Source organism: Chitinophaga sp. (genome assembly GCF_039596155.1).
Classification (GTDB): Bacteria; Bacteroidota; Bacteroidia; order Chitinophagales; family Chitinophagaceae; genus Chitinophaga.
In genome coordinates this window covers 79,867-97,135 of record NZ_JBCNKF010000008.1, presented here as the reverse complement: position 1 = coordinate 97,135, position 17,269 = coordinate 79,867, and the positions used below count along the sequence as shown (strand labels likewise).

Sequence of the window (17,269 nt, the reverse complement as noted above, 5' to 3'; positions counted from 1 at the left end):
TTCGTCTCCAACCTGATGTAACTTCTTATAGTATTTCGCGTTCTAATTGATCATACAAAAACGTGCGCATGAGATCTATATTTACGTGGCTGCTGCTACTCATGTTATTCTGCAGCTGTGAGAAAAATGATACGGAGGCAACGCCTTCTATCGATGTGACTGGTTCCTGGGAACTGGCCGCCAGCAGAAAGCTGCCTGATACCACCTGGCAGGCAGTGGCGATCGGGGATTCCGTGACGTATTCTTTTGATGGGAACGGGCTGGTGACTTATTCAACCAAGGGGTGGCACACGAAGGGCACTTATAAGGTGATTGCAGATGGAAGTAAGGTGAAGTTGATTATCAGTACAGATTCACTGTCACAGTACCTGGAGGTAGAGCGCACGAGTGATTCTACAATACGGGTAGATGATTGGTTGAAAGCAGTGAATAAAGGGTATACGAGTAAGCAGTTTGTAAAAGTGAATGAATAGCCTCCTTAACCGGACAAGCCGTATATGGTTAAATAGCTTCGGGATGCACATCAATAACCTTCTCAACCTGGCAAGGAATATAAGCCTTCAGCAATAGATCAGATGTTCTAACACTTACAGCAATAACGATCCTTCCTTTCTCATGCAGCAAGTCATTCCGGGTTTTTAAAAGAAACATCCCGGGATAATTCCCGGGACGGTCAGTTAAACAGCTTATGAAAATCTACGCTTACGTTCAGATTATTAACCTGAAGTTCGGTAGTTAATATTATGACAGTGTTACCAGAGGATTACCAACGTATTAACAATTAGTTGTAGCGACATATATGAGATTTGACAAGGTTTCTCCATCAGCCGCCCTTGCTCCTTATATAAAGCATTATGTGATCGCAGAGAACACGCAGGCTGGCGAGTATACAGTTTTTCCTTCTACAAGTTTGGTGATTGGGTTCCAGTACAGGGGAACCCTGGCGGAGGTCAGGGGTTCCGGGACTGGGCATTACCCAGGTACTACGGCGCAGGTTAGGCAGGCTGAGATCAGGCGCGCACAATCGGGAGATTCCGGGTGTAGGCAGGCTGAGATCGGGCGCGCTCAATCAGGAGATTCCGGGTGCAGGCAGGCTAAGATCGGGAGCTCTCAATCGGGAGATACCAGGTCTGGGCATGCCGGGATTGGAAGTGCTCAATCTGAAGATGCAGGACCTGGCAACATGTATGCGCCGTTTGGGATTGGAAGTGCCCCATCCGAAGGTCCGGAACCCGACCCCACGCATGCGCAGGTGGGAGATGCTCGTCTTATCACGTCCTTTGTCACGCCATTATCTACCTCCGGGATAACCGGGTTAACAAATACATCAAAGGTTTTTAGAAATTCTCCTGATATCGGGACAGTATTGGTATACTTTACGGAGATTGGGTTAATGCATTTTACATCCTGTCCGGCAAATGAGTTGTTTAACCAGAGCGTGGGAGTAGATAATATATTTCCCTTATCTAAGGTAAGAGAAGCCGAAGAAAGGCTTGTATTGGCGGAGAATGATGCAGGACGGATTGAAGTGATGAACAGGTTCTTTTTATCGTTATTGAGAGAGGTGGAAATAGACCGGTTGATTGTAGAAGCGGTGCGCAGGATCTATGCTGCAAAGGGGATGATAAAGATAAAGACGTTGCAGGACCAGTTGTTTATCAGTCAGAGTGCGTTTGAGAAGCGATTTAGAAAAGTAGTAGGGAGTTCTTCGAAGAAATTTGCGTCGATTGTACGGTTTAATGCGGTGCTGGAGGGATTGGGAAACGCCAGGTCATTAACAGAGATCTGTTACGAATATGGATTTTTTGATCAGGCACATTTTATAAAAGACTTTAAGCAGTTTACGGGGAAGACACCGGAGGAGTTCAAATAAACGATTTTTTACAATCGGGGGTAGGTGGTGAAATGGATCTTTGCATAAATACTTAGACAGATGTTTACATTACAAGAGATTAAAAATGCACATGCAAAGGTAAAATCGGGAGCTGATTTCCCACAGTTTATCAGGGATCTGAAGGGGTTAGGAGTCGTTGGGTTTGAGACGTATGTATCAGATGGGCATACGGGGTATTATAGTGAGCATGGGGAGACGGTTATTTCTGAGGAGAAGTACGGTTTTTTAGAGGTAAAAAAAGTGAGTAGTTTGGAGGAGTTTAAGGAGGGGTTGAGGGAGCATCAGGAAGGAAAGAGTGATTATATGGGGTTTTGCAGGATGTGTGCGGAGACTGGGGTGGAGAAGTGGGTGGTGAGTATGTGACAGATGAAGTGTACGGATTTTGATGTGAATGGAGGGATGATGGTGGAGGAGAGGATACCGGAATAAAGAAATTGATTTATATTTGTATAAACTAAAAAGCCAGGTGCTGTGAACACCTGACCTTGTGAACGCCTCAGAAAAAAATCTTCCAAAGCGTTATTAGTTTTATGCCGAACTCGACCAATTTGGTGAGACCGTCCAGGGTGACTAAAAACCGGGACGGTTTTTTCATTTTATTCATATTTCTTTTTCGGCTGTTTTGCCAGCCGCTTCACTGCAACGAAAGCCGCAAGGCGGCTAACTACAGCAATCAGAAATACCAGCCATTAGTCGGTACTTTAACAGCCCTGATTCACAGTCATTACTACAAATCTATCGCAAATAACTATACGGGAACCATTCAACTTTACCGATCAAATACAAGTATTTTTTGTCTTAATAACTCCTACCAAATCCTTTACTATCAATCATTTCCACCACACCACCATTCATTATCAAAACATCATTTCTACATTCATTTCGAGCGCACCATTCAGACAAAATTTTCAAAAAAAGTTTTACACACGCATCGTACGCAAGGTTCCCATAACTTTGTGTAAGACACAAAATAGCGGCCACTCTTTTTGTATCATTTAGTGGAAAGTATGTCTGGTCTTGTCAGCCGCCTCCCACAAAAAAAGGGCGTATCTCACGATACGCCCTTCGACTTTTACATACTTTTATCAACTAGAAACTATATCTCAAACCTAACTGCATCTGATGTCTGCTCGCAAAGAAATCCTTTGAATAAGGAGTACCTGGATCAGACCATGTATACACCGGATTAGTTGTAGCGGTACCAGCTGTAGCTGTCTTCAAACCTACACTCGCTGTTGAGTTGAATGTATTTGGAGAGAAGTACTGGATACCCCAGTTCTTATTAATCAGGTTAGTCACATTCACGATATCATAAGTGAGTGTAAGCGTATGCAGGGTCTTACCACTCTTGAAATTGAAGTCCTGTGTGAAACGGAAATCAGCTGAAGTATTCCATGGTGTACGACCACCGTTACGCTCTGTAAACTCACCCTTACGTGTCTTCAGATATTTATCTTTCTCTACGTAAGCCCAGAATGCATCCGCCATTGTCTGGTTAGCACCGGTGAAGAAGGTACGGGCTTCTGTCTGATCTTTTGGAATATACACCAGACTTACCTGCTGTGGAGTACCCTGAATAGTACTGTTCACAAAACCATAAGTGAAAGGAACACCAGAAGATGTATTGAAGAACAAAGCGAAGTTAGCTACCCAACGATTCTGCTTAGTCCAGTCAACTTTGTAAGAAGCAGTTGCTACGATACGGTGACGGATATCAAAGTTAGAATAAGCCAGACCAGGATTGTTAGGATTCAGTGCCTGGTTCAGCTGCCAGTTAGACTCCATGGAGTTACGGATACCGTTGGTGATATCTTTAGACTGACCATAAGTATACGCTACGCTTGCATTCAGACCAAACTTCCAGGTTTTGTTAGCCTGACCGGTGATGCTGTAACGGTAACCCTGTTTAGTATTAGACAACAGGTAAGCGTTTGTGAATTTAGAGTTGATCTTTGCACCAGAATAAATAGGCTGCTGGTGTTTAGTATCATAAGGCAGATAATAAGGATTATCAACCAGGTTCACCTGCTGGAATTTCAGATCGTTGATGGTCTTTGTATAGATACCTTCAACTGTGAAACGCCATTGGTTAGAAGTAGAGTAATCCAACGCTAAGCTGCTTCTCCACATAGATGGCATCTTAAAGTTGTTATCGATCATATCCACCTGGGTAGCACCATTTGCATCATGTACGTCTACACCCTGTGCAGTCACGAACTGTGCAGCACCCTGGTTGCTCACCTTTACAGGATTAGAACCAGCAGCAGGAGCATCAGTAGCGCTTGTATAACCGAATTTCTTATCATACGCGCCATAAGTTACACCGTTGTTGTAATAAGCATAACCTAACCATGCGAAAGGAATACGACCGGTGAAGATACCAGTACCACCACGCAGTACCAGGCTCTGGTCGCCATTGATATCGAAGTTGAAACCTAAGCGGGGGGAGATCTGTACGTTGTTCAGGTACTTATTCTTGATATCGCTTGGTTTAGTATAAGTATAGGTAGTACCGTAATTAGCGTCGGTTGGCGCACCAGTTGTCTTCGCACTCAGTGGCTGCTTGTTAGGCAGGCTGGTGTAATCTAAACGCACACCAGGAGTCAGTTTGAAACGGTCAGAGATCTGGATCTCATCCTGTGCATACAGTGAGTACAAGTTGATCTTGAACGCTGCTGGTGGGTTTGCCATGATATAATCACGGGAGTTATCTGTGTAGTTGAAGTTACCACGTACACGGCTTGGCTTGTCAGCCAGGAAATTAGCAATGCTGCTATAGTCAACACGGCCGTTCCAGGAGTTTACGAAACCATAAGTGATGTTGTAAAACTCATTGTGTGTACCGATGTTGATGTTATGTCTGCCTTTGAAGATATTCACGTTATCAGTGAATTCAAAGGTTTTCTGTTTCATATTGAAGATAGCAGCTTCACGGTCAGTACCTAAGAAGATAGTACCACCATTGCTCGCGATCTGGATCTGAGGCAGAGAAGGATCAGACAGTGGATCACGGAAGTCGTGGATGCTGGAATAACCCAGGATCAGGCTGTTGGAAACAGTGTTGTTGAAATGGCTCTTCAACTCAGCAACAGTAGATGTCTGGTTGTTGGTTTGCTTGTAGTCAATACCACTGAAACGGAAGTTCTGTTGGTCACGCTCCAGGTTAGTAGCTTCAGAGAAGATGGTATTGTTACGGATAGACAGCTGGTGCTTGTCGTTGATATTCCAGTCTAAACGGTTAAAGAACTTGTTAGAGTGAGAATAGATATTATAGTTACCGTAAGTACCGGCGTTATATTTTCCTGTTTTATCCACATCCAGTGCTTCCATGTGAGCAGCGATCTGTTGTGCCTGATCAGCAGTCAGCAAAGGCATGTCAGCAGAACCGGCAGCAAGGATCACAGGATCCTGGCGACGGGTGATCTCTTCGTTTGTGAAGAAGAACAATTTATCTTTGATAATTGGGAAACCTACACGAACACCTGTTTGATATTCATGGAAGCTGGAAGGCTCTTTAGAACCATCACCTGCATTGTTCTTACCAATCATTGCTGCGTTACGACCAAAAGCGTAAATAGAAGCATGTACTTCGTTCGTACCGCTACGGGTTACGGCATTGATACTACCACCGAGGAAGTTACCAATTTTCACGTCGTAAGGAGCGAGGTATACCTGGATATCCTGAACGGCATCCAGAGAAACCGGGTTAGTACGGGTAGAGCTACCTGGCTGTCCGGAGCTGTTAGTCTGACCACCCAGTGAAGGGCTAAAACCGATAGCGTCATTATTGATAGCACCATCCAGGGTCACGTTATTATAACGGAAGTTAGAACCCAGGAAGGAGTTATTATTACTTTGAGGAGTACCACGGGTGAAGTCCTGGAAGCTACGGTTCAGAGATGGCAATGTTTTCAGTGCATTCTGACCTACGCGGAAACCACCTGGTTTACCAGTATTGTTACCTTTTACAACAACTTCGCTCAGTGCTGTTGATTCGTCCTGGAGCAGAAAGTTGAAGGTAACGCTACCCAGAGATAAGTTTACATCAGTTCTTTCTTCCTTCTTAAATCCGATGAAGGTAACGGTGATGGTATAAGGACCACCAGGATTCAGGTTGTTGATCAGGTAACGGCCTTCGGCATTGGTTTGACCACCGTATTTGGTACCGGTTCCTGTGTTTACAGCGAGGACAGTTACACCTGGCAAAGGTTCGCCCTTTGCACTTACTACCTTACCTGTTAATTGTGATGTAGTGATTTGTGCCTCTACGTTAGTAGCAGCTAGTACAAGGATGCTAAAAAGAAAAATTAGTGAAGAGTAAATCTTATTCACGTCTGTTAAATTTGACGCAAACGTATTTCGACAACATTACGCGTGTGTTAACACAATATTAAATTAATGTTAACGAGCGCATGCAGCATTAGTTACCAGTGAATTACATATGAATTCGCTGATAATTTGTGGAAAATAATTTAAAAATGGCTTGTATAGCAGGCCAGCATATAGGTGCGGATAAGAAGAATTCGTTCGTTCGCTATAGGTATTCTCTTAGTTCGCAATATGTTCAAAAATAGGAGGTCTATGTTAAGGGAGTGTTACGCTAATATTAACTTTATCTCTGATAACTGTTAAAATTTTCATAAGACGGGAGTGCAATAAGTGAGCCATGGGAGCGGAAAACAAAGAAAAAAGAAGGGTCAATCTGCTAAAAAATCAAAAAGCGCTTTAGCTAAATGCTAAAGCGCTTTTTAATATATGTATCTGCAGCTATTAATAAACTGTCTTTTCTGCACCTGCGGTTGTCCAGGTCTTCGTCCAGTCGTTAGTACCATCAAATGCACCAACATAGGTAGTTGCGGTGAAACCAGTTGTCAGATTAGCAAAATCAGCACCAGTCAGCGCAGGAGAACCTGTTTTCAGCAGGAAGCTAGGTGTACCGACGTTAGAAGAAGCTACACCAGCAGAGAACTGATAAGGGTTCGCCAGCATTACGTCTGTAGCATTAGGCAGGACAGTGGTCTTGGTTGCAGTCCACCATGCAGCGTATGCGGTAGGATCAGCATTTGCCCACTCACTCTTCGTTGCAGCCTGTGTGCTACCAGCGATGATGTTGTGAGAGAATACCAGGGTACCTTCGGTGGCATTAGCAGAAGTTTTGTGAGAAACTACTTTGCTGTCATCCAGGTAGAAACCATAAGGGAAACCAATGATCAGTGAGTTGTACAGGCTCATAGAAGAGTTACGACGGATCTGTACACCATGCTGATAGTTAGCATTGATTGAACCGGTAGAACCCGGGCCCACGATCGTCATGTTAGAGAATACTGCCTTTGTCTGCGGAGCGTTGGTAGAACCGTTAGCATCGTTATCAGACTCAAAACCATTAGAACCAGATTGGTCAGCGATTGTTCTGTAACGCTGAGAAAGACCGAACTGCACACGACCAGAGAAACCGTTGTCAGTATCGAAATCATCATCCCATGCATAAGTAGCGATCAGGTGATCACAGTTAACAGTACCACCGAACCATTCGAAAGCATCGTCACCTGAACGGTATACCTGTACATAGCTGATGGTAGTACCATTACCCACACCACCCATGGTCAGACCATTGATTTCGTTATCAGGAGAGTAAGCAACACCAGCGAACTCGATACGTACATATTTCAGTGTACCAGAGTTATCAGCAGCATCGCTACCACCATAATAGATGTAAGTTTTTTCGTCGCCACCTGCAGTAGGAGTCAGACCACCTTCGATCTTAGCTTCACCACCAGCAGCGTTTACAGGCGCCTTACCCAGCAGGATAACACCACCCCAGTCGCCTTCTCTGCGTGAACCAGCTGGCTGTGCAGAAGTGAATACGATTGGTTTATCTACGGTACCAGTTGCATTAATTTTACCACCACGGGTTACTACCAATGTACCATTGGTCACCTTATCACCAGTAATTACAGTGCCTGGCTCGATGGTCAGGGTAGCACCGCTCATTACATATACAAACCCTTTCAGGAAGTATTTTTTGTTAGCGGACAAAGTTGTATTTGTCTTGATGTCACCAGACAGTGTAACGTACGCAGACGTAGAATCGGTTGTAGGTGTAGATCCGTTATCATCTTTGCTACATGAGGTCATCGCCCCAATAGATGCCACTACCAGCAAGCCTAAAAGATACCTTTTCATGGATTGTCGAATTGAATTTAGGTTCAGAAAAATTTAAACTACTTTGATAAATGATATGTAAATGTCAATGTGAATGATGTCCCGGGGCGGTACCGCTGTAACAGGTAGTCTTCGCCAGAATTAATACTTCCTTTTTTATATACAGGATTATCGAACTTGTTATTACCATTCTGATCGTAGTAGAACTGATAACGTGCATTTAACAGGTCTTTGATGTTCAGACGGAACCCACTGCGCTTGCTTACATTCAGGTTGGCCTGGAAGTCCAGCAGGTCTCTTGGGCTTTCGTAGATGTTACCGAGTCTGCCGGAACCATCTGCACCACCACCTTCACCTACCAGGTACAGGCGCTGACCTATCCTGTTATACAGGAGGTTGAAGCTTACCTTATCATTGGGCAGTGCATAACCAAGGCTTGTATTCACTACGTAATTTGATTGACCGGATAACGGTCTGTCTTTCGCTGTAGTAGTTGTATTGTCAGATACCACAGATTTGATATAGGCTACGTTCGCATAAAAAGTCACATTATCCAGGAAGCTATGTGGTGCTATGAATCCCAGTTTCTTTCTCACTTCTACTTCTGCACCGATATTATATGCATTTGGATAGTTGTAAGGTGTAACATCATACTGGCTCAGACCAGAAGATGTTACCCTGCTTTCTATCGGGTTGTTGAAGTATTTATAGAACACAGATCCTGATACAATTTCACCGGCTGCGGGGAAGATCTCATACCGCAGATCTGCGTTATCAATCTGGCTACGCTTCAGGTTGATGTTGCCATTGATGAGTGAAGACATCTCATAATCATAATAAGATAATGGTGCAATCTCACGCAGTTCGGGTCTGGCTACTGTTCTGTAATAAGAACCGCGCAGGTTGGAACGCTCATTCAGTGCATAGGTGATATTTGCTGAAGGCAGTACATCCAGCCAGTTATTATCCAGGTTTACAGATGCATTCTGAATAGGTGATTTCAGTTTCAGACCGAATGACTCTACACGTACTCCCCATACGATACGGACCTTATCAGATAAGCGGTTATCAAGTTGAGCATATCCGGCAGTAGTCAGTGTCGTGGCCCTGTATTCATCAGCTGTAGAAGTAATATCATCCAGCAAATAGTAATCCTGATCAATTACATCATTCCCAAACAGTGTGCTGATAGGGCGTTGTGCTACCTCATCACCACCATCTTTGATCGCATCCAGTTTCATACCGACGTAACGTGCATGAAAATCCCTGGAACGATACTGACCTAATACACCAGCTTTGAAGCTGCTCTTGTTATCGAGGAACCGGAAAGGATGTGTATAGTTGGCACTAGCGATATAAATATTTTCATCGAGGTTGGAGAACAGCCGGCTGTTTGCTTTACCTACTGAACCCACTTCAGCGATCATTGGTGCAGAAGCATCGTTGATAGCCCTTCCGTAAGAAACTTTACGCTGGTCAGGCTGGTTGTTAGTAACCTTATTGTAAGACACGAACCAGTTGACTTTACTTTGCCCTTGTCCTACCTGGTGATCACCTTCAACGGATGTTTTGAACAATGATTTCTGGATCAGGTCAAACGCGTAGTAGTTCACGTACTTAGAGCTACCAATGTTATCACCGGTTCTGTACAGGAAGTTATCGTCGAATATCTTGTTGTAAATATTTCTCCAAACCAGTTTGCTTTTACCTGTAGTATAGCCTACGTTGGCAACTGCACCGAGGTTAGAAGAATACTTATATACATTATCAATATAATCGAAGTTATCGTAGTGCCTGATCATATCTTTCGCCACCGTTTCATTGTGTGAGTAGGTCACACCTGCGATCATGCCCAGGCTACCATGTTTCTTAGTATCCCAGTGATTCCCCCAGCTACCTTGCAGGTTAATGGCTGGTGCACCATTACGCTCTCTTACGCGATAGTCATTGTTCAGTGATTTCTCTGCTGCACGCGTCTGCTCCAGACTAAGTTCGCTGTTTTTGATAGCTACGGTAGAAGGGAAGGCAGATGGCAGCTGACGGTCACCATTATCAAAACCTAAGATATCGGTGCTGGTTTTATAACCAGTCTTAAAAGGCTGGAAAGTAGAAACGGTATTGAAACCGGTACCTAATGAGATATCGAAGAACTGTTGTGCAGGAATTTCTTTTGTTTGTACATTGATCACACCTCCCGCAAAGTCACCAGGCAATTCAGGTGTAGCCGATTTAGTGATAACAATGTTATCGATCATATTCGCAGGAATAATGTCGAAGGAGAAAGCCTTACGGTTAGGCTCAGTACTGGGCAGCACGGCATTATCTACCAGTGCTACGTTATAACGGTCACTGAGACCGCGTACGATTACGAACTTATTATCCTGGATAGTGGTACCGCTTACTCGTTTCAATACTTCGCCGGTACTGCGGTCCGGAGATTTTCTAATTACATCAGCAGAAATACCGTCAGATACAGCGGCGTTATTTTTCTGTAATGTATATAATGCATTGATAGTTTCCTGCTTGAAAGAGCCTTTGATCACTACTTCCGCGAGATTTTTGGAAGTAGGTTCGTCCATGATAACAGGCAGACTGGTAGCGTTGCCACCTTTTACAATCACTTCAGTGATTGCTTTGGTCTGATATCCCATGTACTTGAACTCGAGTGTATAGGTACCGGCAGCGATATTAAGCGTATAATTTCCCGCTACATCAGTAACGGTTCCCTGCGATGTCCCCTGGATTAGTACAGTTACCCCAATCAAAGGTTCGCCTGTCTTCTGATCAGTTACTTTACCAGTAATTCTTCCATTATCGAAAGCAAAGGACGGCAAGATAGTACACAATAATAGGCATACACATAAGAGTGCGGACTCAAAAAGTTGCTTCACAGTAGAGTTGTTCGTTCGTAAGTTATAGATTGATAGTAAAGCAAAAGTAGAGGGGTAATATAACCGCAGTGTTAACAGGACATTACCAGTATGTTAACAGTTGTTGTTTTTCGTAGGTACGTTCTAGGTATAGGAATATAAGGTTTTACATAGTTGCAATATAATAATTAACAGGAAAAGGGTTGTGGTCCTTGTCTGTTATTATTATGGAGATTTATTAATCTTTCGAGCTGGATGTTATATTCATTACCGTTAGTATGGCCTGGTCTTGCGATGTCGCTGATACTTTTGATCAGTTGAAACAGGTGCATACTTTTGTTGGTAAACGGTTTATTGTCCTTGTTACAAAGTTCGAGGGTGAAATTGAATCTGTCTTCCAGTTCTTCTTCGAATTCGCGCAGGCTCAGGGTTTCGTCGATGGGGTATTCAATGAGCATATTTTCCAGAAAGCCAGCTTCCTGCAATGTATCGAAAGCATTCGCCGGGGAGTTCCGCATATAAACTGCAATGTTACACGAGAGTAACCGTTGAAACTGCATCTGCAAAAGGGATACTGTCATTAAAGGATGTAACTTCAATACTTTCATTTCGTGTTTGGATTAGTATGTCCAGTCTTACTGAATTTGTTTTGCAAACTTAGTTTGTACGTATTAAGTGAATATTAAGGGTGTGTTATCTAATCATAAATATATGTTAAAGTAAAACATATATAAGTTTAGGGTTATTCTTTGAAACAGCTCGTTTTTACCTGGGGCAAAAACGAGCTATTCAGGGACGGCTCCGGGGTCTGCAGGCAGCCTGACTGCCGGGTTAGCCCACAATGTGGTGGCTTACCCCATCCGCCATATTGGTGCGTGGGAAAAACGGATCTTAAGAATTCGGGAACGTCACAGCTTTGGATAAATCGAGATCTCCCCATACCTGCTGATCTTCTTCCTCCTCTGGCAGTACCACTTTTGCTTTTGTAACCGGGTGCTGATAGAGTGTCCACTCCTTATTTACATATTCAAGAGAAGTGAGGCTTTCCACCCAATCGCCGGAGTTCAGGTAAGTAACGGTTTTACCGTTGTGTACCATTTCCTTGATGATGGGTTGGTGGATGTGCCCACATGCAACTACGTCAAATCCTTTGTCTACAGCTATTTCGGCCACGATCTGTTCAAAATCGGAGATGAATTTCACTGCTTGTTTCACACCATGTTTCACCTTTTTGGAAAAGCTCATCTTTTCCCGGCCCATGCTTTCCAGGATATTGTTTACCAGGCGGTTGATAATGATGAGCAGGTCATAACCTTTACCACCCAGTTTTGCGAGCCACTTGGAGTTTTTCATGGTCACGTCATAAACGTCTCCATGGAAGAACCAGTGTTTTCTGCCGTCAACGTCCAGGATAAGTTTGTTATCGATGGTGAGATTACCCAGACCGAACCCTGCAAATTTGCGGAGCGCTTCGTCATGGTTACCCGTCAGGTAATAGACATCGGTACCTTTTCCGGTCATTTTCAGGATCCTGCGGATCACTTTGGTATGCGCTTTAGGGAAGTAGCGTTTGCTGAACTGCCAGATGTCGATAATATCGCCATTGAGAATCAGTATCTTAGGATCGATGCTATCTAGGTATTGGACAAGCTCTTTAGCGTGACAGCCATATATTCCGAGATGCACATCGGAAATAACGACTATATCAAGTGGGCGTTTATCGGACATTGTTTACGCTGGTGAACCGGAAAGCCAGGTTCATTGTTCTAATGGTGATAAATAGTTGTTCGCTCGCTGTAGGTGTACGCTGCCCTGTACTCGGCCTTTCGGGATAAAACACCCCTGGAAACCAGGCTCATACACTGCAGATTTTTACGATACAAAGAAAAAATTGCTATATTACTTTTATATTAATCCAGTGTTAAGGAATCATTAAGAAAAATTATTTCTTGGAGGTATTGGTCGCGGAAAGCTATTTTTGCGCCAAATTCAAACTATATAGCGTATGGGAGGCTTTAATTCCTTTGTAAAATTGTTTATTCCTAAGGACAGGGTATTCTATTCATTATTTGAAGATGTAGCTGCCAATCTGGTAGAGATGGGCAAGGTTCTGATTGAACTGGTAAACGCTACAGACCCTGCTGTAAGGAAGGATAAGACGCACCTGATCGAGAGACTGGAGCATAAGAATGACGACTTTACCCATCGCATATTCGTAGAACTGGGCCAGAACTTCATCACTCCCTTTGACCGTGAAGATATTCACCACCTGGCAGCTACCCTGGACGATGTAGCAGATTATATTCATGGTTCCGCGAAAAGACTTGATCTCTATAAAGTTGTAGATATCAACGATAGCGTTCGTAAACTGGCAGACCTGATCTATCAGGGTACCCTGGAATTACACAAGGCGATCCCTGAACTGAGAAACATGTCCAATATGCGTAATATCACTGATGCCTGTGTAAGAATCAACAGCCTGGAAAACCATGCTGACGATATTTATGATATGGCTATTGCTGACCTGTTTGAAAAGGAATCCAACAATGCAGGCGAGCTGCTGAAAATGCGTGAACTGTATCAGGCACTTGAAATCGCTACCGATAAATGCGAAGACTGTGCGAATGTGATCGAATCCATCATCATTAAATATGCATAATGGCCCGGTCTTAATGGCTCAATGCAAACTGTATTCTAATGGTCCTACTTGTCACAATTATTATACTGGCATTCATCTTTGACTTTATCAACGGGTTTCATGATGCTGCCAACTCTATAGCTACGATCGTATCCACAAAAGTGCTGACTCCGTTTCAGGCCGTATTGTGGGCTGCTATATTCAACTTTGCCGCTTTTTTTATTTCAAAGTACATTTACGGGGAATTTAAGGTAGGTAATACCATTGCCAAATCGGTGTTTGAGCAGTTTATCACGTTGAAAGTGATCTTCTCCGGACTGATTGCAGCTATTTTATGGAACCTGCTTACCTGGTGGTATGGTATTCCATCCAGTTCTTCACATACCCTGATCGGTGGTTTTATTGGTTCTGCCGTTGCTGCTGCTCATGGTAGCTTTGATGTGATCAACTATGGTAAGGTGATGCCAATCATTTACTTCATTGCGCTCGCGCCTTTCATAGGTATGGCCGTAGCCTTTGTGATCACCATCATCATTATGAACATTTGCCGCAAGGCAAACCCATATAGGGCAGAAAGCTGGTTCAAACGCCTGCAGCTGGTATCTTCAGGTGCGCTGAGCCTTGCCCATGGTGGTAACGATGCACAGAAGGTAATGGGTATCATCGCTGCAGCACTGGTTGCACATGGTGTGATTCCTGACCTGGCGCATATACCGAACTGGGTACCCTTCTCCTGTTTTGCTGCAATTGGTCTGGGTACCATGAGTGGTGGCTGGAAGATTGTAAAAACGATGGGATCCCGTATCACGAAAGTAACTCCGCTGGAAGGTGTGGCCGCAGAAACTGCAGGTGCGATTACGCTTTACCTCACTGAAGCACTGGCCATTCCTGTGAGTACAACACACACCATTACCGGTTCTATTATCGGGGTTGGTGCTACCAAACGCCTGTCCGCTGTGCGCTGGGGGGTTACTGTCAGCCTGCTCTGGGCATGGATACTGACTATTCCGATCAGTGCGTTATTGGCTGCTGCTGTGTATTTCATCGTGAATCTCTTTATCTAAACGATCTTCGAATCGATACATCCGGGCCGGCGTGAGAATATTAAAGATATCTCTCACGCCGGCTTTTTTTATGGATATTTTCCTGCTGCCGCTTTTTTTTCTCCCCCATCCCCCTATTTTTGTAAGGCTTTTGACAGACCCAGTATCCTATTACGTCAATGAGAAGGTTTCCTCAAAAGTCAGCCAAAAGCAGGGAGAATTGCATCCAGTAATTAATTCCGGTTGTAAGGCATCACTTTTGAGATGACCCTCGTATTGATTATTGTTTATCATATAATAAACCGCAATGAAAGGTATTATTTTAGCCGGAGGCTCCGGCACACGTTTACACCCCATTACTTATGCCATCAGCAAGCAGATCATGCCGGTGTATGATAAACCGATGATCTATTATCCATTGTCTACGCTTATGCTGGCTGGCATCAGGGAGATCCTTATTATTTCCACACCTCATGACCTACCTGCTTTTAAGCGCCTTTTCGGCGATGGTAAGCAACTGGGTCTGGATATTCAATATGCTGAGCAACCGGAACCTAATGGCCTGGCACAGGCATTTGTGATCGGAAAGGACTTTATTGGCAAGGATAATGTCGCACTGGTATTAGGTGATAATATATTCTATGGTGCAGGTCTGGGTACCCAGCTGGCCAACAACGTACATGTGCAGGGGGGGATCGTATATGCCTACCAGGTATCGGATCCTGAAAGATATGGGGTGGTTGAGTTTGACAACAAGATGCAGGCTGTATCTATCGAAGAAAAGCCAGCGAAACCAAAGAGCAACTACGCTGTACCGGGGCTGTATTTCTATGACAATGATGTGGTGGAGATTGCAGCTCACCTGAAGCCCAGCGCCCGCGGTGAATACGAGATCACAGATGTGAATAAGGCATACCTGGAAGCTGGCAGACTGAAAGTATCTATCTTACCACGCGGTACTGCATGGCTGGATACCGGTACCTTCGATTCTATGATGCAGGCCTCTCAGTTTGTTCAGGTGATAGAGCAACGACAGGGTATCAAGATTGCCTGTATCGAGGAAATCGCCTATAGACAAGGTTTTATAGACATAGAGCAGCTGCATAAACTGGCAGCGCCACTGCTGAAGAGCGGCTATGGCAACTACCTTGAGTCATTGCTGAAACAATAATATTGATATTCATACACCAAAAAATCGCTTTTGCCGCCAGGTAGAAGCGATTTTTTTGGTGTATGTACGTCCCTGATACTTATACAAGGAAAAATGATCCGGGTAGCAGGCAGCCTTGCAACCAGCATTAAAAGGCCGCCTCAAAAAGAAGTAAGTGCGTGTGATTCCTGCAGAGAATACCTACCAGCATCAATAAATTACCGCCTGCCGGTTTTGAAAAACCCGGCATGAGTCAGCTAAAAAGAATGTGAAAAGAGGAAATTTTTCCGGGGAATGCATACTGGCTGACCAATATTTTGAGAATATGGTATTTACGACATAAATTCGTAATTCGCTTTTTGTTACTTTGATACCAACTCTAAAAACAAATTATATGAAGGTTCTTGTTACCGGCGGTTGTGGCTATATTGGCTCTCATACTATCGTAGATCTGATCAATAATGGATTTGACGTAGTCTCTGTAGACAGCAATATCCGCAGTAGTACACAATTGCTGGAAGGCGTAGAAAAAATCACAGGTAAAAAAGTCCGTAACTACAAAGTTGACCTCTGCAACCTGGAAGATACACACGCCGTATTCCACGAAAACCGTGACATCGTAGGTGTCATTCACTTCGCAGCCCTGAAAACAGTACCAGAATCGGTGTCAGAGCCATTGTTATATTTCCACAACAACCTCACATCACTGACGAACGTACTGAAATGTGTAAAGGAATTCAACATTCCTAACATGGTGTTTTCTTCTTCCTGCTCTGTATATGGCAACACCAATGTATTGCCGGTAGTAGAAGAAACGCCGCTGGGAGAAGCACAATCTCCTTATGCACGTACCAAGCAAATGGGAGAACAGATCATTGAGGACTATAGCCGTGTAAACAGCACCCAGTCTATATTGCTCCGTTATTTCAACCCGGTAGGGGCACATCCTTCTGCCCTGATCGGCGAGCTGCCGCTGGGAAAGCCAGATAACCTGGTACCTGTGATCACCCAGACAGCAATTGGTAAAATTCCTAAGCTGACTGTATTCGGTCATAATTATGATACCCGCGATGGTAGTTGTATCCGCGATTATATCTATGTAATGGATATCGCGAATGCGCATACCAGGGCGTTACAATACCTGATCGACAAGAAAAACAGTACCAACTGCGAGGTATTCAACCTGGGTACCGGTAATGGTGTCACTGTACTGGAGGCTATCAAGGCATTTGAAAAGATCTCCGGCGTCAAGCTGAATTACGAATTGGGTCCGGATCGTCCGGGCGATGTGATCGCGATCTATGCAAACAATACCAAGGCCAAATCAGCCCTGGGATGGGAGCCTAAAACAGGTATCGAAGATATGATGAGGACAGCCTGGCAGTGGGAAGTAGCACTGAGAGACAGGGTGTTAAATAATTAATGCTAAAAAAGGGTTTCATCCGCCTTAGGCAGAAGAAACCCTTTTTTAAATAAAAGAGCATACCCTGTGCTAACTATAAAAAGGTATAA

General features: G+C 44.0%; 12 protein-coding genes. 7 read left to right on the top strand and 5 right to left on the bottom strand.

Annotation, left to right across the window (positions count from 1 at the left end; genetic code table 11):
* The first annotated feature begins 68 nt into the window (after positions 1-68).
* From ABDW33_RS10115 to ABDW33_RS10105, 3 genes are all read left to right on the top strand, one after another.
* Positions 69-473 (top strand): hypothetical protein, encoded by a 405-nt coding sequence (locus ABDW33_RS10115; RefSeq protein WP_343689940.1) that lies wholly within the window; start codon positions 69-71, stop codon positions 471-473.
* A gap of 326 nt (positions 474-799) precedes the next feature.
* Positions 800-1,873 (top strand): helix-turn-helix transcriptional regulator, encoded by a 1,074-nt coding sequence (locus tag ABDW33_RS10110; protein WP_343689939.1) that lies wholly within the window; start codon positions 800-802, stop codon positions 1,871-1,873.
* Between the two features lie 60 nt (positions 1,874-1,933).
* Complete coding sequence (locus ABDW33_RS10105) at positions 1,934-2,257, top strand: DUF1398 family protein (protein ID WP_343689938.1); 324 nt, start codon at positions 1,934-1,936, stop codon at positions 2,255-2,257.
* Between the two features lie 726 nt (positions 2,258-2,983).
* On the opposite strand, the gene ABDW33_RS10100 is transcribed toward ABDW33_RS10105, so the two are convergent.
* The 5 genes from ABDW33_RS10100 to ABDW33_RS10080 all read right to left on the bottom strand — a co-directional run bounded on the left by ABDW33_RS10100 (position 2,984) and on the right by ABDW33_RS10080 (position 12,654).
* Positions 2,984-6,226, bottom strand: coding sequence for a TonB-dependent receptor (locus ABDW33_RS10100; protein WP_343689937.1), 3,243 nt, complete (start codon positions 6,224-6,226; stop codon positions 2,984-2,986).
* Between the two features lie 438 nt (positions 6,227-6,664).
* Entirely contained in the window at positions 6,665-8,077 is a 1,413-nt protein-coding gene (locus ABDW33_RS10095; protein ID WP_343689936.1) for a hypothetical protein, read from the bottom strand.
* Positions 8,078-8,115: 38 nt separating this feature from the next.
* Entirely contained in the window at positions 8,116-10,890 is a 2,775-nt protein-coding gene (locus ABDW33_RS10090; RefSeq protein ID WP_343689935.1) for a TonB-dependent receptor, read from the bottom strand.
* A gap of 224 nt (positions 10,891-11,114) precedes the next feature.
* A complete protein-coding gene (locus ABDW33_RS10085) occupies positions 11,115-11,444 on the bottom strand; it encodes a hypothetical protein (RefSeq protein WP_343689934.1) in 330 nt (109 codons plus the stop codon).
* A gap of 373 nt (positions 11,445-11,817) precedes the next feature.
* Positions 11,818-12,654, bottom strand: coding sequence for a UDP-2,3-diacylglucosamine diphosphatase (locus ABDW33_RS10080; RefSeq protein ID WP_343689933.1), 837 nt, complete (start codon positions 12,652-12,654; stop codon positions 11,818-11,820).
* A 277-nt stretch (positions 12,655-12,931) separates the two neighbouring features.
* On the opposite strand from ABDW33_RS10080, the gene ABDW33_RS10075 reads away from it, so the two are divergent.
* The 4 genes from ABDW33_RS10075 (at position 12,932) to galE (ending at position 17,180) form a co-directional block, all read left to right on the top strand.
* The gene (locus ABDW33_RS10075; RefSeq protein WP_146970137.1) at positions 12,932-13,585 is read left to right on the top strand and encodes a DUF47 family protein; all 654 of its coding nucleotides are present in this window, start codon (positions 12,932-12,934) and stop codon (positions 13,583-13,585) included.
* A gap of 38 nt (positions 13,586-13,623) precedes the next feature.
* Positions 13,624-14,628: an inorganic phosphate transporter gene (locus tag ABDW33_RS10070; RefSeq protein WP_343689932.1), complete on the top strand. Its 1,005-nt coding sequence runs from the start codon at positions 13,624-13,626 to the stop codon at positions 14,626-14,628.
* A 286-nt stretch (positions 14,629-14,914) separates the two neighbouring features.
* Entirely contained in the window at positions 14,915-15,778 is an 864-nt protein-coding gene (gene rfbA, locus ABDW33_RS10065; RefSeq protein ID WP_343689931.1) for a glucose-1-phosphate thymidylyltransferase RfbA, read from the top strand.
* A 373-nt stretch (positions 15,779-16,151) separates the two neighbouring features.
* Positions 16,152-17,180, top strand: a complete 1,029-nt coding sequence (gene galE, locus ABDW33_RS10060) for a UDP-glucose 4-epimerase GalE (protein ID WP_343689930.1) — start codon at positions 16,152-16,154, stop codon at positions 17,178-17,180.
* Positions 17,181-17,269: the final 89 nt, after the last annotated feature.

Bases quoted from the DNA above. Each gene is read 5' to 3' on its own strand.
- ABDW33_RS10085 (WP_343689934.1), bottom strand. From the start codon at position 11,444: ATGCGGAACTCCCCGGCGAATGCTTTCGATACATTGCAGGAAGCTGGC.
- ABDW33_RS10080 (WP_343689933.1), bottom strand. From the start codon at position 12,654: ATGTCCGATAAACGCCCACTTGATATAGTCGTTATTTCCGATGTGCAT.
- ABDW33_RS10105 (WP_343689938.1), top strand. From the start codon at position 1,934: ATGTTTACATTACAAGAGATTAAAAATGCACATGCAAAGGTAAAATCG.
- ABDW33_RS10075 (WP_146970137.1), top strand. From the start codon at position 12,932: ATGGGAGGCTTTAATTCCTTTGTAAAATTGTTTATTCCTAAGGACAGG.
- rfbA (WP_343689931.1), top strand. From the start codon at position 14,915: ATGAAAGGTATTATTTTAGCCGGAGGCTCCGGCACACGTTTACACCCC.
- ABDW33_RS10115 (WP_343689940.1), top strand. From the start codon at position 69: ATGAGATCTATATTTACGTGGCTGCTGCTACTCATGTTATTCTGCAGC.
- galE (WP_343689930.1), top strand. From the start codon at position 16,152: ATGAAGGTTCTTGTTACCGGCGGTTGTGGCTATATTGGCTCTCATACT.
- ABDW33_RS10110 (WP_343689939.1), top strand. From the start codon at position 800: ATGAGATTTGACAAGGTTTCTCCATCAGCCGCCCTTGCTCCTTATATA.
- ABDW33_RS10095 (WP_343689936.1), bottom strand. From the start codon at position 8,077: ATGAAAAGGTATCTTTTAGGCTTGCTGGTAGTGGCATCTATTGGGGCG.
- ABDW33_RS10070 (WP_343689932.1), top strand. From the start codon at position 13,624: ATGGTCCTACTTGTCACAATTATTATACTGGCATTCATCTTTGACTTT.